The organism is Natronococcus pandeyae, from assembly GCF_008122205.1.
Classification (GTDB): domain Archaea; phylum Halobacteriota; class Halobacteria; order Halobacteriales; family Natrialbaceae; genus Natronococcus; species Natronococcus pandeyae.
Genome location: NZ_PHNJ01000014.1, coordinates 108,913 through 127,984, shown reverse-complemented (window position 1 = coordinate 127,984; position 19,072 = coordinate 108,913). Strand labels below are relative to the sequence as shown.

General features: G+C 61.3%; 20 protein-coding genes and 1 tRNA gene. 10 read left to right on the top strand and 11 right to left on the bottom strand.

The annotated features are described in order from the left end of the window. Positions 1-147 precede the first annotated feature (147 nt). Positions 148-1,653 (bottom strand): serine hydrolase domain-containing protein, encoded by a 1,506-nt coding sequence (locus tag CV102_RS20455; RefSeq protein WP_148859882.1) that lies wholly within the window; start codon positions 1,651-1,653, stop codon positions 148-150. Between the two features lie 590 nt (positions 1,654-2,243). Between CV102_RS20455 and CV102_RS20450 the strand changes: the two genes are divergently transcribed. Then, the gene (locus tag CV102_RS20450) at positions 2,244-2,825 is read left to right on the top strand and encodes a CPBP family intramembrane glutamic endopeptidase (RefSeq protein ID WP_233710758.1); all 582 of its coding nucleotides are present in this window, start codon (positions 2,244-2,246) and stop codon (positions 2,823-2,825) included. Between the two features lie 316 nt (positions 2,826-3,141). Here CV102_RS20450 and CV102_RS20445 read toward each other — a convergent pair whose 3' ends face one another. From CV102_RS20445 to CV102_RS20430, 3 genes are all read right to left on the bottom strand, one after another. Then, on the bottom strand, positions 3,142-4,155 hold the full coding sequence (locus CV102_RS20445; RefSeq protein WP_148859880.1) for a tyrosine-type recombinase/integrase: 1,014 nt from the start codon (positions 4,153-4,155) through the stop codon (positions 3,142-3,144). A 188-nt stretch (positions 4,156-4,343) separates the two neighbouring features. Continuing rightward, complete coding sequence (locus CV102_RS20440; RefSeq protein WP_148859879.1) at positions 4,344-5,120, bottom strand: 2-oxo acid dehydrogenase subunit E2; 777 nt, start codon at positions 5,118-5,120, stop codon at positions 4,344-4,346. Positions 5,121-6,235: 1,115 nt separating this feature from the next. Then, positions 6,236-6,472, bottom strand: coding sequence for a MarR family transcriptional regulator (locus CV102_RS20430; RefSeq protein WP_148859877.1), 237 nt, complete (start codon positions 6,470-6,472; stop codon positions 6,236-6,238). Positions 6,473-6,595: 123 nt separating this feature from the next. Between CV102_RS20430 and CV102_RS20425 the strand changes: the two genes are divergently transcribed. After that, positions 6,596-6,799: a hypothetical protein gene (locus CV102_RS20425; RefSeq protein ID WP_148859876.1), complete on the top strand. Its 204-nt coding sequence runs from the start codon at positions 6,596-6,598 to the stop codon at positions 6,797-6,799. A 330-nt stretch (positions 6,800-7,129) separates the two neighbouring features. Then, the gene (locus CV102_RS20420; RefSeq protein WP_233710757.1) at positions 7,130-7,405 is read left to right on the top strand and encodes a HalOD1 output domain-containing protein; all 276 of its coding nucleotides are present in this window, start codon (positions 7,130-7,132) and stop codon (positions 7,403-7,405) included. A 111-nt stretch (positions 7,406-7,516) separates the two neighbouring features. On the opposite strand, the gene CV102_RS20415 is transcribed toward CV102_RS20420, so the two are convergent. Both CV102_RS20415 and CV102_RS20410 read right to left on the bottom strand, forming a co-directional pair. After that, positions 7,517-8,083, bottom strand: a complete 567-nt coding sequence (locus CV102_RS20415) for a type 1 glutamine amidotransferase domain-containing protein (protein ID WP_148859875.1) — start codon at positions 8,081-8,083, stop codon at positions 7,517-7,519. 285 nt (positions 8,084-8,368) lie between these two features. Further along, on the bottom strand, positions 8,369-8,644 hold the full coding sequence (locus CV102_RS20410; RefSeq protein ID WP_148859874.1) for a PadR family transcriptional regulator: 276 nt from the start codon (positions 8,642-8,644) through the stop codon (positions 8,369-8,371). A 444-nt stretch (positions 8,645-9,088) separates the two neighbouring features. Here CV102_RS20410 and CV102_RS20405 point away from each other — a divergent pair, with 444 nt between their 5' ends. The 3 genes from CV102_RS20405 to CV102_RS20395 all read left to right on the top strand — a co-directional run bounded on the left by CV102_RS20405 (position 9,089) and on the right by CV102_RS20395 (position 11,963). Further along, on the top strand, positions 9,089-9,808 hold the full coding sequence (locus tag CV102_RS20405) for a queuosine precursor transporter (RefSeq protein ID WP_148859873.1): 720 nt from the start codon (positions 9,089-9,091) through the stop codon (positions 9,806-9,808). 63 nt (positions 9,809-9,871) lie between these two features. Beyond that, entirely contained in the window at positions 9,872-10,978 is a 1,107-nt protein-coding gene (locus CV102_RS20400; protein WP_148859872.1) for an aminopeptidase, read from the top strand. A 370-nt stretch (positions 10,979-11,348) separates the two neighbouring features. Next, complete coding sequence (locus CV102_RS20395; RefSeq protein ID WP_148859884.1) at positions 11,349-11,963, top strand: DUF309 domain-containing protein; 615 nt, start codon at positions 11,349-11,351, stop codon at positions 11,961-11,963. 12 nt (positions 11,964-11,975) lie between these two features. Here the strand turns inward: CV102_RS20395 and azf are convergent, their stop codons facing one another. Beyond that, on the bottom strand, positions 11,976-12,740 hold the full coding sequence (gene azf, locus CV102_RS20390) for an NAD-dependent glucose-6-phosphate dehydrogenase Azf (protein WP_148859871.1): 765 nt from the start codon (positions 12,738-12,740) through the stop codon (positions 11,976-11,978). A 145-nt stretch (positions 12,741-12,885) separates the two neighbouring features. Here azf and CV102_RS20385 point away from each other — a divergent pair, with 145 nt between their 5' ends. Both CV102_RS20385 and CV102_RS20380 read left to right on the top strand, forming a co-directional pair. Further along, positions 12,886-13,248, top strand: a complete 363-nt coding sequence (locus CV102_RS20385; protein ID WP_148859870.1) for a dihydroneopterin aldolase family protein — start codon at positions 12,886-12,888, stop codon at positions 13,246-13,248. Positions 13,249-13,559: 311 nt separating this feature from the next. After that, on the top strand, positions 13,560-14,066 hold the full coding sequence (locus CV102_RS20380) for a DUF5790 family protein (protein ID WP_148859869.1): 507 nt from the start codon (positions 13,560-13,562) through the stop codon (positions 14,064-14,066). 106 nt (positions 14,067-14,172) lie between these two features. Here CV102_RS20380 and CV102_RS20375 read toward each other — a convergent pair whose 3' ends face one another. Next, positions 14,173-14,910, bottom strand: coding sequence for a creatininase family protein (locus tag CV102_RS20375; protein WP_148859868.1), 738 nt, complete (start codon positions 14,908-14,910; stop codon positions 14,173-14,175). Positions 14,911-15,189: 279 nt separating this feature from the next. Here CV102_RS20375 and CV102_RS20370 point away from each other — a divergent pair, with 279 nt between their 5' ends. Next, the gene (locus tag CV102_RS20370; RefSeq protein ID WP_148859867.1) at positions 15,190-15,534 is read left to right on the top strand and encodes a DUF5789 family protein; all 345 of its coding nucleotides are present in this window, start codon (positions 15,190-15,192) and stop codon (positions 15,532-15,534) included. Here the strand turns inward: CV102_RS20370 and CV102_RS20365 are convergent. Together CV102_RS20365 and CV102_RS20360 are read right to left on the bottom strand one after the other, a co-directional pair. Then, positions 15,531-17,459 (bottom strand): ABC transporter ATP-binding protein, encoded by a 1,929-nt coding sequence (locus CV102_RS20365; RefSeq protein WP_148859866.1) that lies wholly within the window; start codon positions 17,457-17,459, stop codon positions 15,531-15,533. The two genes, CV102_RS20370 and CV102_RS20365, sit on opposite strands and share 4 nt — an antisense overlap. Positions 17,460-17,550: 91 nt before the next feature. Beyond that, on the bottom strand, positions 17,551-18,051 hold the full coding sequence (locus CV102_RS20360) for a DUF192 domain-containing protein (RefSeq protein ID WP_148859865.1): 501 nt from the start codon (positions 18,049-18,051) through the stop codon (positions 17,551-17,553). Positions 18,052-18,111: 60 nt separating this feature from the next. On the opposite strand from CV102_RS20360, the gene CV102_RS20355 reads away from it, so the two are divergent. Further along, positions 18,112-18,185 (top strand) — tRNA-Val (locus CV102_RS20355). Between the two features lie 441 nt (positions 18,186-18,626). On the opposite strand, the gene CV102_RS20350 is transcribed toward CV102_RS20355, so the two are convergent. Next, positions 18,627-18,899: a hypothetical protein gene (locus tag CV102_RS20350; RefSeq protein ID WP_187433055.1), complete on the bottom strand. Its 273-nt coding sequence runs from the start codon at positions 18,897-18,899 to the stop codon at positions 18,627-18,629. Positions 18,900-19,072: the final 173 nt, after the last annotated feature.

Genomic DNA, 19,072 nt, shown 5'->3' with positions numbered 1-19,072 from the left:
TCCAGAAGAGGTACGACACGCCGAACGCGATGGCGAAGAACTGCCACGGATTCGAGTACTCGAAGAACTCCGGATCCGTGTCCGGAGACGCGACCTGCGAGATGGTCGAATTCGCACTCGCGGTTTCGTCGCCGGCGTCGCCTTCGGTCACGTCGTTTCACCCTCGTCTGTTTTGGGAAAGAGGACCGTCGCCAAGAGCAGGACGACGACTGCCGACAGCGCCAGTCCAACCCACTCTGCGATCACGGGCAGGAAGAACGCGACAGCCTCCCGACCAACGGTCCACCAGAGTCCGAACGCCACGACGGCGATGCCGCCCAAGAGTGCACGAACGGTACGGTCGCGGTCAGATAGCGGAGCGAACGTTCGCGTCCCTGTGATGACACCATACCCGAGTCGGAGAGCGAGACCGGCCGCAACGCCGACGAGAATCCAGATCGGGAGGCGGATCCATCGCCTCGCACGCGTCAGTGACACCGCAGGGAGGCCGCTTCGATCCGTCCACGCCTCGACGACGTCGGCGATAAGTTGCACACTCCGTTCACTATTTGTGAGGATGACGATCCCGTCGCCGGTTTCGGGGACGGCGTGAAACCAGTTCCACGAGCCGGCCCCCTGTCCGCCGTTCATCACCGCCCGCCCGCCGTCAGAGAGCGTTTCGACGAAGTGACCGAGCCCCGCGCCGTCGCTTGCGAGGCCGTAGAATCCAGTCGTCTCGACGGCCGGAGTGTACATCTCCGCGACGCTCTCCGGAGCGAGCACGCCCCGCCCCACCGGTTCCCCGTTTGCCTCCGTGCCAGCAGCGACGAAGCGGGCGATATCTTCGGAGGTCGCGTACAGTGCACCGGGGGCTTTGGCGGGACCATGTGACAGAGGGACCGATGTTCCATCAACGAAATGCTCCGTCGCCAACTCCGAACGGAGTCCTTCGGTCATATCGAAGGTGGCTCCGTCCATCCCCAGTGGCTCCAGGATTTCCTCGTCCATGTACACCGCGAAGTCCTGCCCCGTGACGTCCTCGACGAGGAGTTCCAGTAGCGCGTACCCCGGATTCGAGTACCGGAACTCGCCGGGTTCGTCGGTCGGTCGAGCCGCCGGCCCGCCCGCATTTCCGGACAGCGCCTCCCTGAGAGACGGCGGCTCTTCATCCACTGGGACGCCCTCGTATGCGCCCGCTGGCAACCCGGCACTGTGGCTGAGCACCCGCCGCACGGTCACGTCTTCCCACGAATACTCGGCGTCCGGACGCTCCCAGCTCGTGAGGTGCTGTCCAACTGGATCATCGAGTGCGATCTCGTCGCGCTCGACGAGCTTCAACACTCCCCATGCGGTGATCGACTTCGTGAACGATTGCACCCGAAACGGGGTATCCTCGTTCGTTGGGCGTCCTTCCGCGGGGGAGGCGCTGCCGTAGGCACCGGCCCAAGTTACTTCGCCGGCCTCCACCAGAGCGATTGACGCTCCTGGGACATCGTATCGATCGAGCAAGTCGGGAACGCGCTCGTCGAGATGCGTCGAGAGCGATTCGTCGGATGATACATCTCTTCTGGTGGAATCGAACTTCCCGGAGTGCCACCCGGATGCTCCAACGAGGGGAACGGAGAGCAACCGACGGCGAGTAGTAGAGACGGTTTCCGAGCGATCCGACGCCATAGTACCACTTGTGCGGTCCGGTTGAAAAGTATCGCCGCTCTTCCTAACTCAAGAGAATCCGTGATGAGTCGCCAAACGATTGTCTATGAGCGCGAGTAAGTAGCACCACACATTGAGAAAACGAGATCAAACCTGACGAGTTGTCGGTGAGATCGACCTGCGGAATGCAGAGAACGAAGTCACCACCTGATTCGGCTGGGGGTGATACTCTACTAACGAGGGCGCATTCCGTCCCGAGCTATTGGAATCGACGATACATCTATGTGACTTTTCAGTAGAGCTCAACTATGAGTAGGTACCGGTCGCATCAGCCAGCGCAGCGTGCTGCCAAGCTTGTTCGTGCTACTGCGCCATGGGGATTCCCCCTTCTGTATCTGGGATGGGCATACCTGTTCTGGCTTCCTGTAGTCGCCTCCGAAGCGTCGGTCTATACGTACCCGAACGTGGTTCTGTTGCTGGTCGGCGGCTCAAGTCCGCTCCTGGCCGGGCTCGTCCTATTATGGATTAATCACGGGAGAGCTGGGTTCGCCGACCTCCGTCGGCGACTGCTGGAGCTCGGTCGGATCAGTGGACGGTGGTGGTTGATCATCTTGCTGTTCTATCCGGTGTTCAACCTCGGTGCGGCTGGCGTCGCCCTCCTCACCGGGTTCACTGCCAAACCACTGGAGTTCATCGGCCCTGACAGGCTCTTCGATCCCGGAGCGCTGTTCTTCTTGTTGGCGGTCGCGCTCCTGTTTCCGGCAATCGAAGAGATCGGTCTTCGTGGCTACTGGTTCGATCAGCTCCAGGCACGCTGGAGCGCACTCGTGAGCAGCCTGATTTTGGGAACTGTATGGGCACTGTGGCACGTTCCACTCGTCTACATGTCCGGCTACTACGAGGGGACGACGTTCCAGCCCGAACTGTGGTGGTGGCTTCCGAGCATCGTTCTGACTGCAATTATCGGAACGTGGATCTACAACAATACTGCCCGAAGCGTTCTCGCGGTCATCGTGTTTCACTTCCTCGGGAATCTCACCGGCGAGACGATAGGATTTGCTCCAGAACTGTACCCGGTCGTCCACATAGGGACTGCTATTGTCGCACTCGCGCTCGTGATATGGTTCGGCTCGGGGTCCCTGCGTGGTCGGGACATGCCGCAGCCGTTACCAGACTGGGTAACCGTTCGATAAGACCTGTGACCGATACGCGCTCTGATCAGTACGGCTCCCTCAACATCTTTATTTCCTGCCAAAAATATTCGCGTTAGGTTCGCATTTTCACATCACGGATAGTTCTGATCACTGACGGTATTGGGACGCTGAAATTTGTCCCAAATAAAACGACACCAATGACACCGCAGTGAGGATCAGCAGCATCAATACCGTCTGTATCGAGAGGCTGCTCGTAAGGCCAAGCACGCCAACTGCAAATAGCGCCACACCGATCAACAAGGTCGCAAATTGGTGAAATCGTAGGATCGCCATTGAATCGCTTCAGTTCATGTGCTTAATTGCCGGGGAGGTAGCGTCGTCGCTGCCGTAGCTTTTCGCGTTCTGATCGCTGATCGTAGTGGCGGTCGAGAACGGCCTCGCTGCAATCCATCCGATCGCTCACAACGTTCTCGGGAACGTCAGATTTGAGAAAATGAGTGATCGCGCCACGTCGGACTGGGTGTGGGCTCAATGAGGAAGGACACGCATGTGACCGCTCGGTAGGTAGGGCATCGCAACTGTTGAGATCTCGATCGTGAGGACAGCTATCGGTGTAGACGCACGGGCGCGTGTACTGGTAGATAATCGTTCGACCACGGGTCCGACTCAAGCGATCGATTTTCGTTGCAAACAGAGGCTTTCGGTCGTACTGATCAACGACCCCCGGATGATTGACCGAGAGCCAGTCATCTAATGCCTCGCAGACTGGGTCACTTAGTGCGACGAGTCGTTCACTCTTTCGTCCATTCTTTAGTGAGGTGCCTTCCTCAGGCCGATGAACGAGTGTGAGATACTGCTCGTCAGCGTTGTAGTCTTCAATATCGAGCCCAATCGCTGCGCCGATACGAAGCCCAGTGTGCCAGAGGACCTCCATTAGCGCATGTTCTAAACGCGCGTAGCGGTATTGGTCAAGAAACTGGAGTACCTTCTGAGCTCGTTCAGGATTCAGCAATTCGGAGCGAGCATCCTCCTCGGTCGTCGTTGGAAGAATGATCTTCTCGTCAAGCCCTGGTTCGACTGCATCGATTGCTCCACAGAAGCGGAGAAACATTCTCAGGGTTGCCAACTGTCCCTTCATGCTGGCAGTTGCGAGTTCGTCTTCGTTCCTGCGTTTAACGCGGAAGCGATGGATGTCTCTCCCGGTGAACTCGTTGAGGTTATCGATACCGTCCTGTTCACACCACTGGACGAATTGTTTGAGCCGATACCGGTGAGACTGGATCGTCGCGTCTGCGAGTTCGTGTCGTCGTTCGTCGAGGTACATTTGCATGGCCTCTGCTGGGGCAAGTGGTTCGAGGTCGTCTGTCATGGTTCTCTCACTGAAGGCCAAAGACAACGAGTTCTAAACGCCACTCTAGACGCTTCTCGCGTACACTAACAGCTGGCTGAGAGCCCCGAAGATTCTGGACGTTCCCCGTCAGGGCCCATGAATTTCGACTCGAAATCAATTACTGTAGCCACACCAACGGCGAAGTCAGGACGGTTGCTCGCGACGAATCACGTCACCTTCTCGGGTTCTTCGACGAATTCTTTCAGCTGTTGGACGAACCGAGTTGCGGGTGCGCCGTCGACGACGTCGTGATCGAACGTCGCCGTGAGAGAAAGGAACTCGCGGGGCTCGATCTCGCCGTCGACGACACCCGGTTTCTGGCCGATCCCGCCAACCGTGAGTTGAAGTGTATAGTTCGTTGGGGTAATTCCCCACCCACCGCCGGTGCCGAACATACCGACGGAGGAGACAGCGACAGTGCCTGCGATCCGTTTCCAGCGTCGAGGAAACCACTGCGGGAGCCGAAAGAACAGCCGCCGTACAGGCCCGGGGAGGCGGAAGGCCAGGGAGGCCAGCCCAGGCTGTCGTCGTTCGTCCGGGTCCGTCTGGACTCTCCGAATCTCGTCGTGAATCGACTGCAGTGACCGCCGATTTGCCGCTCTGATAACGTGTGGGATGCCGATTCGTTTCCCGTCGGTTTGAACCTCGATGATGACCATCACGTCAACGTCGTCGAACTGGACGATCCTCCCCCGCCAGTCACGGTACGCGTTGATGTGAGGGTGCTCTTCGAGGGATTGGGCGAGACAAAACACGAGAAACGCAGTGAAGGAGAGCTCCGCTCCTGTCCGCTCTTCTCGGTCGTGAATACGCTGTCGGGCCTCGGTCACGTCGAACTCGACGAGTCCGTGGATGTCGCTTCGCCGGCCAGCCATACGCATTGCGTCGACTGTCCCTCGCCGCTGCATCGGGAACGGCTCGACCGTCTCACGCTGGTCGCGCATAGGTATCATTGGCCGATGAAGGGCATACGTCTTGGTTCACGCTGACGAATGGATTTTTAGCTGGCTTCGAAGAGATCCTCGTTCGGACGCTGGAATCTCGTCCCGGGCGCCTGACTGTGCCGAGAAGCCTTTTTTTCGGTTCGGATGAGGGGGTGTCTGAACCGGAACCGAACCAGCCGCTGGTCCTGGGCCGGTTCCGTCCTGTAGAATTACGAGCCAAACGGAGTGGTCGATGTGAGCGACGGGAGTACTGTGTCGGAGACTGGTATCGATCAGTTCGCAGTGTCCTCTTCCGATCCGAACTCGTCGGCCACCGTCGAGAGGGGCCTAAATTCCGTACTCCCGCACGAACCACACCCATCTCGGCTTCCAATCGGTACGATCCGTTCCTTCGACAACCTCACAGCCGCATATACGGCACCGCATTCGTCGCAGGCTGCCATGAGATGCGATTCGCCGTTCCCATCTGCCATCAGTTCAGAGAGCAGTGAGATTTGTAAAAAATATACTGTGAGTACAGCAGGAGTAACAGTGCTGATTGTTACGACTGTAACAACAGCTGATCGTTCCAGAGTCACGCAGACCGATCGCCAGGACGGTGGGGATCCACCCAGTTTGTTCGCGCCATCCTCCGTTCCGCGTTTCGAATGCTACTGCAGAGAGACGCTGGCACTAACAACTCTAATTTATGATCGTGAATAACGAATATCAGTTACGCACTCGGTTTCAGATGTGAGAATTAGGCGGGTGCAGAACCCCGACAGGCACCCCTTGGATCGTGTACCGTTGCCGATATCGGCCGTCTCGTACATTCTCCGAGAGTACACGGACGATCGTGCAACCCGTTTACACTGGATCGAGGCGATCACGGTCCAGGCCCCGATCTGTGTCGAAGATCTCGCGAGGACCGCCGACGGTGGCGGGACACGGATACCTGGGACGCGGTTCTCGACTACACGGTCGCGACTCGGTACACCAGCACGTTTGGAGGAGGTTTGAACGCGCTACTGTAGATTCTCGATTCCTTACGCGGACGACCTCGCGGATGGACTGATAGCGGTAGCGCACCCGGCACGGCTCGAGTCGGCTCCTGGCACACGATCGGAAGTAGCTGTTCAACGCGACTCGAGATCGTCGGCATCCACCCTCCCAACCAGGTACGCCTGACCCCGTCCGGTAATCTCGTAGAGTCCCTCGTCGACGCGATCGACGAGCCCCGCCTCGTGAAGTCTCCCGAGACGGGTGCTCAGATAGTGGCGCGAGTAGTCCGTGTTGACCGAGAGAACTCGAGGTGAGAGTATCAGATTACTATCCGCGAGCGTCTCGAGGATCCGATCGTCTGCTTGCGTCATCCACGATACGCTCGGCCTTCGCATACTGGTACGTCCCCGACCGGCATGTTATCAATACTGGTTGAGTCGCTCGACAGCACCGTACGGTACGCTCTATCGTACCGAACGGTTGGTCACACGCGAGTGAGTGGGACGATCAGCGTCGAATCGACACGCTGGCAGCGCGTGTTCGCCCTCGAGGTCACCCACGACGTTCGAAGTGATCGGGTGACGACCGCAGGTCTCGAGGGCATCCCGCATCGAGTCGTCGGCGACCGGTTCGAGCCGAGTAACGACGTCCTCGAGCACCGCTTTGTGCAGCGAACCATCCGTGAAAAGACAGCATAGCAACTGATTACCGGTCATATTGGTAACACGATCCACGAACACTCGACGACTCCAACGAGCCGACGTCCAGTCCTCTCAGGCTCCGTCCAGGACCTTTCCGAAGTGTGACCGAACCGGCCGTTTGCTGATGCCGAGTGCACGGGTTCTGCCGTTCCGAACCGGAGCAGAGTGTCACAGTAAACGACCCGTGCTGGATGTGCTACCCAGTCAGCCATCCTTACAATCAGGAATCAAAACTGATCTTATCGCTGTTAATTCGAGTTAATTCGGCTTTAGCGTGGGGGGCAGTCATTGCCTGTTGTTCAGCTGGTACGGATGATGACGAATAAGATGAGTGATCGGGACGGGTCACTATCTGTCGCGCTCGTACGCTCCGTTGCGGAGCTGACGGGTCGGGAAGTGTCGTCGCTCCCACCGCTGCACGAGTCGATCGATCCGGACGCACTCGAACGACTCTTCGAACCGACAGCGACCGGCCCTCGCATCGGAACGATCGAATTTCGATACGCCGGCTATCTCGTGACGGTCGCTCGCGCTACCGATTTCATGATTACCCTCGAGGACATCGAGCCGACAGACGAGAATGAAACGTCTTCGCCGGGATAATTCACCGAGACGGGTCGGCGTGCCCGTGGATATCGACCCGCGCACCCGCGCCGGTTGCGTTCACTCGAGTGCGGATCGACGAGTACGGTCGTCTCCCGAGCGGGAGGGCCGTTACTCGGACGCCGCCGCGAACTCCTCGACGATCGTCTCGCAGAACGCCTCGAGGTCGTCCGGATTACGGCTGGTGATCAGGCCGTCGTCGGTGATGACCTCCTCGTCGACCCACTCGCCTCCGGCGTTGTGGATGTCGGTCTCGAGGCTGTGGTAGGAGGTCAGCGTTCGCCCGTCGACGACGTCCGCCTCGACCAGGACCCAGGGGCCGTGACAGATCACGCCGATTGGCTTGCCGTCCGACAGGTGTGCTCGAATCAGATCGACGGCGTCCTCGTTCGTTCGGAGTGTGTCCGCGCCGACGGTGCCGCCGGGGACGATCAATGCGTCGTACTCGTCCACTGAAACCTCCTCGAAGGTCCGTTCGATCTCGTAGGAGTCACTCCACTCGAGGTCGTTGTTGACGGTTTCGCCCGCTCCGGTGTCGCTACCGAGGACGTCGACGGTGGCTCCGGCATCGGTAACGGCCTCCTTCGGTTCGGTGAACTCGATCTCCTCGGAACCCTCCTGTGCGAGAAAGATTCCGACTGTCGTCCCCTCGAGTGGTTGCTGGTCGGGTTCGCTCATTGGCAGCAATCACGGTCGATGGATGAACAAGCGTTGGACTTGCCGTTGCAACCGTCTCCGTCGTCACAGAACTCCTCCCGGCCTCTCGCAATCCACGCGCTCGAGACGACGGAATCGGCCGGAACCAGTGTTACGAATCCGTCGACACCCTCGCAAGAGCACGTGCCTCGAGCAGAACCGACGAGCGATCGAGTCCGATCGACGACGGTGTCGCGCTGCTATGGCGAGGGCTCTGTCTTTCTCCCACCGACCAGGAATTGCTGGACTGGTCCCCGAATCGCTCGATCAGGCGTCGATGTACTGTGACTCCCAGTCTCGACGGTTTTCGATCGATTCGTGTCCCGTCTCGCTGATCGCGTAGTAGTTCGTCCGCCGGTCGAGTTCTCCTTTTTCGACTAGCTCCTTGTTGACGAGAGTGTCGAGATTAGGGTACAATCGTCCGTGGTTAATGTCGCTGCTGTAGTACGTCTCGATCTCCTCTTTGATGTCCTGGCCAGATGGCTGGTCTGCTCCTGCGATGACGTACAGGAGGTCTCGCTGAAAGCCGGTCAAGTCGTCCATATGTTACCTATCAGTAGTCACCAGTGCCACTCTATTTGTTATCAATCACGTATTACGTCTGTTGCAGCGGTTGTGCACGAGTTAGGGCGTTTGCAGCCGACGTGATCGTCCCTATACGTTGCGTAACTAACTGGTACGATGAGTCTCGTCGGACCAGACGTGTCTCTCTCCCCGACCCGCGTACAGCTCTCAGAACGGCGGAATACTGCCACCTGACCGTCGAAACAATCGTTTAGTCGCTTTCTATCGCAGTTTCAGACGGTTCGTTATTCGAGACTGTTCACAGTCAGTGAACCCTACCGCACATATTCGGGTACAGCGGCGATGTCGGCCGGATGATGGGAACTGACCCGCGGTCGCGCCCCACGTTCGCCCGTCGTGCAGGGAGCCCGAACCCGATTCGGATAGTATCGTTTAGGTATCCGCGCTCGAGACGCGGCCTGCATGAACCAGCATCGCGCCACGCCGTCGATCGCACAGGTGTCGCTGATCGGTCTGTTCGTAGCAGCGCTCGTCACCGCACAGTTGACTGCCTCGAAGGTTCTCGCGTTCGATCTTCCCGTCTCGATCCCGATCACGGGTGCGGAACTCGTCCTTCCCGGAGCAGCGCTGGCCTACGCACTGACCTTCCTGGCGAGTGATTGCTACACGGAACTGTACGGCCGTCGGGCGGCCCAGATCGTCGTCAACGTCGCCTTCGTGTTGAATTTCGTCGTTCTCGCGCTCGTCTGGTCGACGATCGCCGCTCCCGCGGCCGAGGCGAGCGTCGATCCCGACGCCTTCGAGACGGCGCTCGGTGCCTCGACCAACGTCGTGCTCGGGAGTCTCCTCGCCTATCTCGTCAGCCAGAACTGGGACGTCTGGATCTTCCACCGGATTCGCGACTGGACCGGTCGTGAGCGGCTCTGGCTGCGAAACATCGTCTCGACCGGCACTAGCCAGGTGATCGACACCGTCATCTTCGTCTCGGTCGCGTTCGCCATCGCGCCCGCCATCCTCGGCGTCGGCGTGACGCTCCCGCTCGAGGCGCTTCTCGCCCTGATCGTCGGCCAGTACCTGCTCAAACTCGCAATTGCCGTCCTCGATACGCCCGTCGTCTACGCCGTCGTCGCACTCGTCCGGTCCCGAGAGCCGTCCGACGCGGAGGACGCGCAGGCCGCCTGATTCACCGACGGCAACGCTATTCTGAACGATGACGATTTAGTAGCCGGCACGAGAGCCACGGGTATGGACGAACGCATTCGCGAACACGCCGCAGTACTGGTCGACTGGAGCGCCCGAGTCGAGGCAGGTGACGACGTCGTCCTCTCGGTCGGCCCCGACGCCCACGAACTGGCCGTCGCCGTCGCCGAGAAACTGGGCGAACGGGGCGCGAACCTGCTCGCGACGTATAGCTCCGGTGAGGTCAGCCGGGCGTACCTCCGGGCTCACGACGGCGACTTCGACGAAAACCCGGACCACGAACGCGCACTGCTCGAGGAGACCGACGTCTACCTTTCGATCGGCGGCGGACGGAACACGAGCGCGACCGCGGACGTGCCGGGTGAGACGCGACAGGCACACCGCAGTGCCCGGACCGAGATTCGGGAGGCGCGCTACGAGACGCGCTGGGTGTCGACGGTCCACCCGACCAGATCGCTCGCTCAGCAGGCGAACATGGCCTACGAGGAGTATCAGGAGTTCGCGTACGACGCGATCCTCCGGGACTGGGAGTCCCTCGCCGACGAGATGGCACAGCTCAAGACGCTGCTCGACGAGGGATCCGAAGTTCGACTGGTCTCGCAGGGAACCGATCTCACGATGCGGATCGACGACCGAACCGCCGTCAACAGCGCCGCGTCGGTCGATTACGACTCCCATAATCTCCCCAGCGGCGAGGTTTTCACTGCTCCCTCCGGGACCGAGGGCGAGGTCACCTTCGACGTCCCGATGACGCTTCGCGGCGAACCGGTTCGGAACGCCCGCCTCGAGTTCGAGGATGGGGAGGTCGTCGACTACGACGCCGAGCAGGGCGAGGCGGTGATCGGCGAGATCCTCGACACCGACGAGGGTGCCCGCCGACTCGGCGAACTCGGAATCGGAATGAACCGTGGGATCGACCGCTACACGGACAATATCCTCTTCGACGAGAAGATGGGTGAGACGGTCCACCTCGCGGTCGGTCGGGCCTACGACGCCTGTCTTCCGGAGGGAGAGTCGGGCAACGAGTCGGCCGTCCACGTCGACATGATCACCGACGTCAGCGAGGAGTCGCGACTCGAGATCGACGGCGAGGTCGTCCAGCGAAACGGGACGTTTCGGTGGGAGGACGGGTTTGAGGAACGCGAGGACTGACCGAGGGGAAGTCCTCGAGAATCCAAACGGCGAGCACTGCGAGCCGTAAAGAGTAGTAGCTGCGAACGTCGGCTGCTCGAGCCGGCCGAAGTCGCGATTTCACCCCCCGTTCCCGGCGTTAGGGTCCTGTTAGAACCGTTATTGGACTCCAGACAGCGGGCGAAGCAACTGCATAATAATGGTATCCACCAGTATTTGTGTCGAGTACCGCCATGACCGGTGGCGGCAGTAACCGGTTGGGACGACCGCTGCACGTCCCGATTTCCGCTTGTCGACAGTTGTCTGCCCGCCCCGTCGGAGGCGGAACATATCCGGCGCTCACCGCTTTCCGTTCCGTGACGTTCACACCCCTGGAGTGCCAACGATGGATATGTACAACCGGCTCCGGGCCGGCGTCGCGATCTACAACGACGGCTACTACCACGCCGCCCACGACGCCTGGGAGGACTACTGGCTCGAACTCGAGTCCGGCACCGACGACGAGCGGCTGCTTCACGGTCTGATTCAGTTCACTGCTGCCGTCTACCACGCTCGCGAGCGCAACTGGGAGGGTGCGACCGGACTGGCCGAGAGTGCCTTCGAGTATCTGGCCGACCTTCCGGCCGACTATCGGAACCTTCGGCTCCAGCCGATCCGCGCGGCGCTCGAGGAACTCGCGACCGATCCCGAAGTCGTCGAACGCCGTTCCCCGCCTCGGATCGAACACGAGGGTAGCGCACCGACGCTCGCTGATCTCGACGTCGAGACGACGGCGATCGCGGCGGTCGTCCTCGCGCCGGAACTCGGTTTCGACGCGGAACCGGTCGAGCGAGCGTGGACGTACGCGCAACGTGACCTCGAGGCCGGCGAGGACGACAGTCGGTTCATCTCGCTGCTGTTCGACTTCGTTCGCGAGGAGGAGCATCGGGGGATCATCTACCGACGACTGACCGGTCACGTCGACAGGCGACGCGCTCGAGAAGAAGACGTCGAGGGGCTGTTCTGATCGATTCGGGAGCTACTTCTCCGCCAGTTCCTCGTCGATGTGCTCTGCGGAGTTGTCCCGAGGCTGGTAGTCGAGGACCTCGCGGGCGCGATCGATCGAGTAGTACTTGCGGTCGTTGTCGGAGATGCCGTAGACGATCTCGTAGTCGTAGTCGGCGCGGATACAGCGATCGAACAGGTGCGCACAGTCGCGGTAGGAGAGCCACATCGCCTGCCCGCGCTCGTAGTCGATCGGCGGATGGTCCTTCGTGAGGTTGCCGATGCGGACGCAGACGACCGAGAGACCGTACTCGTCGTGGTAGTATCGACCGAGGGACTCGCCGGCGGCCTTCGAGACGCCGTAGAGGTTGCTCGGACGGGGGAGTTCGGTCCCGTCGAGAAGATAATCGTCGTGACTGCGGTACATGTCGGGCGTGCGATCCTCGGTTTCGTAGGCCCCGACGGCGTGATTCGAGGAGGCGAAAACGACCTTCTCGACGTCCGCGTCGGCGGCAGCCTCGAAAACCGTCTGGGTGCCGTCGATGTTGTTCGTCAAGACGTTATCCCACGGTGCCTCCGGACGAGGGTCGCCCGCGAGGTGGATCACGACGTCGATCCCCTCCATCGCCTCGCGGGCGGCTTCGTCGTCGGTGATGTCTCCAACGACGAACTCGCCCGGCTGGTCGTCCGTCGGTGGATCGCGGTCCATCAGACGCCACTCGTGCTCGTCGGCGAGGTCGCCGAGGATGGCCTGTCCGACTCGCCCCGCAGCCCCCGTCAGCAGGACTGACTGTGCCATTCATTCGATTTGTGGGAAAGCGTCGATAAGTAACGTGCGATTCCGCGCCGGTCCGGTCGGCACTCTCACACCCGCGGCGTGCCGGCTCGTTCGCGAGTTCACCGGCATCGGAATCCCCTTCCCGACCGCGCTCGAGCCATCACGTATGTCCGATTCGACGCCGACCGACGCGGAGGCCGCCTGCTTCGAGGCCGGTATCAAGTTCGGGTCGCTGTACCACCAGTTCGCTGGCACGCCGCTCTCTCCCGAGAGTGCGTCCAGTCTCGAGACAGCCATCGGGGATGCGATCGAGAACCAGCCCCACTGCGCGGAGGTGACCGTCGAGATCCAGCGAGACGAACTCGAGGCCGAACTCGCCGGGTCGACCGCCGACTACACCGAACTGACGGGCCGCTTCCTCGAGGTCGAGATCGTCGTCGACTACGAGGGTTGCGAGGTCGTCACACGCATGGCCATGGAGGACGGCTATCCGTTGATGCAACTCGAGTCGGTTCGCGACGCCGCCTGAGACGGTCGGTTGGAACTCAGTTTTGGGGCAACTGCGGACCGTCGTGTGGTTGCACTGGTACTCAGTTACAGCCGACCGTCTGATACTGTCGGACAGAACTATTCGAAGATCGGTCACTCGAACTCGGCCGTCACCAGCGGTGACGGCCGGAATTTCCTCACTGAGTTCTGTCCGGCAGTATGAACGCTACCGTTCCAACGACCTTCCTTTCGAAATCGCTCCGCCGTTTCGCCGATATCGGCCTATCAGGGACTGTTTTCACTTTCACTTTCGGGCTATCTTTTAAACGAGGCGGCCGTGAAGGAGATGACATGAGCCAAGCGACGCTCGGCGACGACGACGAACTGTTCGGCGAAGCGGCCAACGAGATGCGCGAGGACGTCGAATCCTCGCTCGAGCAGGCCTGGGACGCCCTGCCAGCAGCAGATGACGTCTGGGAGACCGACGCCGAGAACGTGCTCGGGGTGCTCAACGCCCTCAAGTCCGCACTCGACGCCGGCGACGCCGAAGAACACCTCCGCGACGCCAAAAAGTGGTACACGATGGGCCAGCGCGCGGACGCCTTCGAGGACGCCGACGATCTCGAGGCGGAGATCGAATCCCTCGAAGAGGCCATTACGGACATCTCCGAGGCGGGCGAACAGGTCGGCGACCTCACCGCGACGATTCCGTCGCTCCGCGGAACGCTCGAAGACGCCGGCTCCGCGGACGACGAGGAAGCGGAGGACGAGGCCGAGGATGCGGGGGCGGGCGAGGACGACGAAGACGCCGACGAGCCAGAACCGGACGACGAGGAAGCGGCCGAAGCCGAGGAGTGAGCGAGAGCACTCGTTCACCGTCCGAATCCGACAGTAGCCACCGCAGTCTCACATAGCACTGCGGTCGTCGCCTCGCCGCTCGTCCATCCCACCCGTTCGCTTCCCGCTATCGTCGTTCGGGCCGGGAAACATCCCGTTCGGCGACGGTCTCGAGGAGTCGAACTAACGCCGCTGCTGCCAGTTCGAGCAGCTCTTCTCCCCGCCGTTCGTCGCCGTCGGTCGGATCACCGACGACGCCGTTGTCGGTAAACTCCGCCGAATCGTACGCCAGGTTCGCGTGGCTGACCCACTCACCCCAGCCGTCTGCAGCCCCCGCCCTGGCGTCCTCGAGTCGGTCCTCGCGGACGAGTTCGGGGGCAACGTGTCGAACCAGTGCCGTCTCGAGGGGACCGCCGTGGCCCATGTCGCTCGAGTGGTCGCCGACGGCCTGGAACCAGGTGAACGGGACGGCGTAGGCCTCGCCGCTTCGCGTCAGCCGACCGCCGATTTCTCGTAGCGCGTCGACGTTGCCGCCGTGGCCGTTGACGAGTACGACGCGGTCGAAGCCGTGGTGGGCGAGGCTCTCGACCGATTCCCGGACGTAGCTGCGGAACGTGTCCGGCGAGACCCACATCGTCCCGGGAAACTGTCGGTGTTCCTCGGCGATGCCGACCGGAACCACGGGTGCTCTGACGACCTCGCGATCGAACTCCTCGAGCGCCGCGTCGGCCACCGCTTCGGCGGTGAGCACGTCTGTGCCGAGGGGAGCGTGGGGGCCGTGCTGTTCGGTGCTGCCGACGGGGACGACTGCGAGATCCGTCTCGAGGTCTCGCACCTCCGTCCACGTCGCTTCCGAGAGGTCCATGTGGGAGTGCACCGACCCCGCGAGCATGAAACTCCCGGTGGTGTTGCTGCGGCTATCGTAGCCACTGAACGTCAGTGCACACCCGATTGCACTGTCCGCGGTTCTCGCTTGCGTCGCTCACTCCAAACCGCGCTTCTATCGTGCGATCGGTGTGTAAACCGTTTCAGTTGTCACTATAGTGGTCGTCGGAATGCGGGTTCTGTGTGCGTTCAACCGCGTTCCCAGGCCGTGGCGTACGCAGGCTTAACTTGTTTCTTGAACCTGGAACACTATTCAACCATGACCGACGACAACCGCGAACTCGGCGTGGAACTCGGCGATCTCGGCGACAAACTCGAGAACCACGACTACCCGGCGACCCAGGACGAACTGTTCGAGGAGTACGGTGACGAAGAGGTCGATATGGGCGAGGAAACGATGACGTTCGAGGAGCTCATCGGTCCGCTCAACGAGGACGAGTACGGGTCCTACGACGAGGTCGAACAGGCGATGATGAACATGGTCAGCGACGAGGCCATCGGTCGGAAGAACTACAGCGACCGCACCCCGCCTGCGGCGGGCGAGAACCGACAGGAGGAGGGCGGACCGGATCAGGAAGGGCAGAGCGAGCAGGAGTCGTTCTAGTCGTTTCCAGCGTCGACCTCGGTTCGGGCCTGCCGGCGCTGGGCCCGCTCGATGAATTCTTGCGGTAGTTCGTCGATCTCTCCGGCCTGGACGCCCCAGAGGTGTGCGTAGAGCCCGTGGTTCGACAGCAGATCCTCGTGACTCCCACGCTCGACGATCCGGCCGTCCTCGAGGACGATAATCTGGTCGGCGTCCTTGATCGTCGAGAGACGGTGGGCGATGGCGAACGTGGTCCGTTCTTCGGTCAGATCGTCGATCGAGCGCTGGATGAGCATCTCGGTCTCGGTGTCGACGTCGCTGGTCGCTTCGTCCAGGATCAGGATGTCCGGGTCCTTGAGCACCGCACGGGCGATGGCGACGCGCTGGCGCTGCCCGCCCGAGAGCTTGACGCCGCGTTCGCCGACCATCGTGTCGTAGCCGTCGGGCAAGTTCTGGATGAACTCGTGGGCCTCCGCCGCTTTGGCCGCGTCGACGATCTCCTCCTCGCTGGCCTCGAAGGTCCCGTAGGTGATGTTCTCCTCGACGGTGCCGTAGAAGAGGTACGACTCCTGTCCGACGTACCCCATCGAGCGGCGCAGACTCGGCAACGAGACGTCGCGGATGTCCTGGTCGTCGATCCGGACCTCGCCCTCGTCGACGTCGTGCATCCGGAGTAACAGCTTGAGCACCGTCGATTTCCCCGCACCGGTCGGCCCGACGAGTGCGACCGTCTCCCCGCCCGGCACGTCGAAGGAGATGTCGTCGATGATCGTCTCCTCGTCGGTGTAGCCGAAGGTGACGCCATCGTACTCGACGCGGCCCTCGGTGACCTCGAGCGGATCGGCGCCGGCGTCTTCCTCGATGCGCCCCCGCTCGTCCATCAGGCCGAAGATGCGCTCGCTCGAGGCCTCCGCTCGCTGGTACATGTTGATCACTTGCCCGAACTGCGCCATCGGCCAGACGAGCTGCTGGGTCAGGAGGATGAACGTCGCGAACTGTCCGACATCGAGCGTCCCGGTGAACGGGCCGGGTGCGCCCTGGAACACCCAGTAGCCACCGACGAGGAAGGTGAGCACGAACCCGATCCCCGAGATCAGCTGTAGGCCGGGGAAGAACTTGATCCGGAGGTTGATCGCCCCCCAGTTGGTGTCGTAGTACTTCCGCGAGACGTCGTCGACGCGGTCGGACTCGTACTCCTCGGTGTTGCTCGCCTTGATCACCTGGATGCCGCCGAGGTTGTTCTCGAGTCGAGAGTTGACCTTCCCGACCGAGGAGCGGACGGCTGCGTACTTCGGCTGGATCTTCTTGACGAAGATGTAGGTGAAGAGGGCGATCAGCGGCACCGGTGCGATCGAGACGAGTGCGAGCTGTGGGTTGATCGTAAAGAGGACCGCGCCGACGCCGATCACCATCACGCCGAGTCGGAACGCGGAGTTCAGTCCGTCGTTGAGGAATCGCTCGAGCTGGTTGACGTCGTTCGAGAGAATCGACATCATCTCGCCGGTCTGCTTGTCGGCGAAGAACTCCATATCCAGCCGCTGCATCTTATCGTAGGTGTCGGTACGCACGTCGTGCTGGATGTCCTGTGCAAACGAGTTGAACCCCCAGTTGCGCACCCAGTGGAACGCCGCACCGATAAGAAACGACAGTGCGATGATGACGACGGTGAACGCGAACTGTTCGTTCTGGCCCGTCGGAAGCCAGGCGTCCGGAACGAACTGGAGGCTAAACGCCCGCTCCTGCAGAAAGATCGCGTCGATTGCGACGCCGAGCAGGATCGGCGGAATCAGATCGAGCAATCGCGCCAGCACGCTGCCGGTGATGCCGGCAGTCACCGAGAACCAGTATGGCCGACCGTACTCGAAGATCAGTCGCTTCATCGGGCTGTCGATGTTCTCCCGTTGTTCTTCGAAGGGGTCGTCCTCTTCCCAGTCGACACCACTCATTGCATTCGTCTCAGTGACCACTGGTCATAAGAGTTCCCTACGAATCGAAACAGCCACTGCGAACGCGCGACGCGGTTTCGTCGCCGTCGCCTCATTCGTCGTCCTCGAGTCCGATCTCGACCTCGTCGCCGGGTTCCATGCCGGTTTCGCTCGCGTAGCCGAGAGGCACCTCGAGGACCCACTTCGCCTCCCCCCTGTACTGCTGTTCGTTGCCGTCCTCGTCGGGACCGGGTTCGGGCGCCTGGTGGATCGTCGTGATCTCGCCGTCAGCACCGACGAAGATGATGTCGATGCCGAAGTCCATGTCCCGCATGACGTACGTTCGCTCGTCCTCGTCGCCGTGGACGAACAGCATTCCCTCGCCCGACTCGAGGGAGTCGTGGTCGCTCAACCCGGTGTGTCGCTCGCCGGGGGTGTCCGCGACTTCGGCCTCGACGACGGCTTTCGGTTCGCCGTCGCCGTCGAGAACCCGGACCTCGGTTCGATCCTCGCTCCAGGGCGCTGCCACGACGCCCAGTTGGACGAGGAACATCCCGACGACGGCGAGTGCTGCGACGAGGAGCAGTCCTTTCCAGACCCGCTCGAGGACCATGCCACACGTCCGACTCGAGAAAGTAAAGGTTATTCGGACGGGGTGATTTGTTCCCGATACGGGCTCGTGGTCTAGCTGGTTATGACGCGGCCTTTACAAGGCCGAGGTCGGTGGTTCGAACCCGCCCGAGCCCACTATTGCTGCCGCGAACAATTCGTGAGCGGCAGCATCGTGACGTGAGAGCGGTTCGAACTATACTGAGGTTCTGCGAGCAAAGCGAGCAGGTTCTCAGAAGTGGTTCGAACCCGCCCGAGCCCACTTCCTGCTGCGAGCAAACCCGCGAGCAGCAGGTATGTGGACCGAGGGCGGATTCGAATCAGGGAGCAGCTTCGCTGCGACCGTGGTTCGAACCCGCCCGAGCCCATCTCTTTGGGAATAACACGTGAGCAGCCTCGTGACGGACGGCTTCCTGCCTGCGGCGGACGAGCGCTTTGTTGTCTTCGATGCTCGTGAGTGCTGCGAACCGAGGTGCAGGGTGGCTGTGGACACAACGGCCGTCTACGCGAGACTGATCGGTCCGAAAACCGAGTCGGTACCGCCGTCCTCGAGGTCCTCCCACCGCTGTACGACTGGACTCACTCGCGGTCGTCGTCGGGTTCCTCGTCGCGTCGATCCTCCCCCGACTGTTCGTCGCCAAACGTGATCGTGAGTCCGGGTGGGAGTTCGACCGTCCGCAACTCGACGCCGAAGGCGACGAGCAACAGGACGAGGGCGCCGAAGAAGACGGCCGTCGGCTGCCCGTCCATCCAGACGACGAACGCCGCGAAGGCGACGGTCAGGATCGCGAAGAACGTGCGCTTGAACGCGGTCCATCTGACACTCGAGGTGGGGGACGTGTTCGAATTCATGATCTCATCTCGGGAGGGTGCGCTGGCAGATCCGGTCCTGTAGCTGGGTCGGACGCTTGGTGGAGCACTTGGGCGCGACGTCACGGTTCGGCGGACCCGTCGTGCCTGTTTGTTTCTACTCGTCAGTACTATATTACTCTCCTTCCTCGCGTTCCGAAAATTCCGATACCGGG

What these genes read in the sequence shown, in the direction of transcription:
- CV102_RS20375 (WP_148859868.1), bottom strand. Translation starts at nt 14,910, where the DNA reads ATGGACCTCTCGGAAGCGACGTGGACGGAGGTGCGAGACCTCGAGACG.
- CV102_RS20420 (WP_233710757.1), top strand. Translation starts at nt 7,130, where the DNA reads ATGAGTGATCGGGACGGGTCACTATCTGTCGCGCTCGTACGCTCCGTT.
- CV102_RS20455 (WP_148859882.1), bottom strand. Translation starts at nt 1,653, where the DNA reads ATGGCGTCGGATCGCTCGGAAACCGTCTCTACTACTCGCCGTCGGTTG.
- CV102_RS20405 (WP_148859873.1), top strand. Translation starts at nt 9,089, where the DNA reads ATGAACCAGCATCGCGCCACGCCGTCGATCGCACAGGTGTCGCTGATC.
- azf (WP_148859871.1), bottom strand. Translation starts at nt 12,740, where the DNA reads ATGGCACAGTCAGTCCTGCTGACGGGGGCTGCGGGGCGAGTCGGACAG.
- CV102_RS20380 (WP_148859869.1), top strand. Translation starts at nt 13,560, where the DNA reads ATGAGCCAAGCGACGCTCGGCGACGACGACGAACTGTTCGGCGAAGCG.
- CV102_RS20440 (WP_148859879.1), bottom strand. Translation starts at nt 5,120, where the DNA reads ATGCGCGACCAGCGTGAGACGGTCGAGCCGTTCCCGATGCAGCGGCGA.
- CV102_RS20350 (WP_187433055.1), bottom strand. Translation starts at nt 18,899, where the DNA reads ATGAATTCGAACACGTCCCCCACCTCGAGTGTCAGATGGACCGCGTTC.
- CV102_RS20365 (WP_148859866.1), bottom strand. Translation starts at nt 17,459, where the DNA reads ATGAGTGGTGTCGACTGGGAAGAGGACGACCCCTTCGAAGAACAACGG.
- CV102_RS20360 (WP_148859865.1), bottom strand. Translation starts at nt 18,051, where the DNA reads ATGGTCCTCGAGCGGGTCTGGAAAGGACTGCTCCTCGTCGCAGCACTC.
- CV102_RS20395 (WP_148859884.1), top strand. Translation starts at nt 11,349, where the DNA reads ATGTACAACCGGCTCCGGGCCGGCGTCGCGATCTACAACGACGGCTAC.
- CV102_RS20445 (WP_148859880.1), bottom strand. Translation starts at nt 4,155, where the DNA reads ATGACAGACGACCTCGAACCACTTGCCCCAGCAGAGGCCATGCAAATG.
- CV102_RS20410 (WP_148859874.1), bottom strand. Translation starts at nt 8,644, where the DNA reads ATGGACGACTTGACCGGCTTTCAGCGAGACCTCCTGTACGTCATCGCA.
- CV102_RS20385 (WP_148859870.1), top strand. Translation starts at nt 12,886, where the DNA reads ATGTCCGATTCGACGCCGACCGACGCGGAGGCCGCCTGCTTCGAGGCC.
- CV102_RS20415 (WP_148859875.1), bottom strand. Translation starts at nt 8,083, where the DNA reads ATGAGCGAACCCGACCAGCAACCACTCGAGGGGACGACAGTCGGAATC.
- CV102_RS20370 (WP_148859867.1), top strand. Translation starts at nt 15,190, where the DNA reads ATGACCGACGACAACCGCGAACTCGGCGTGGAACTCGGCGATCTCGGC.
- CV102_RS20400 (WP_148859872.1), top strand. Translation starts at nt 9,872, where the DNA reads ATGGACGAACGCATTCGCGAACACGCCGCAGTACTGGTCGACTGGAGC.
- CV102_RS20430 (WP_148859877.1), bottom strand. Translation starts at nt 6,472, where the DNA reads ATGACGCAAGCAGACGATCGGATCCTCGAGACGCTCGCGGATAGTAAT.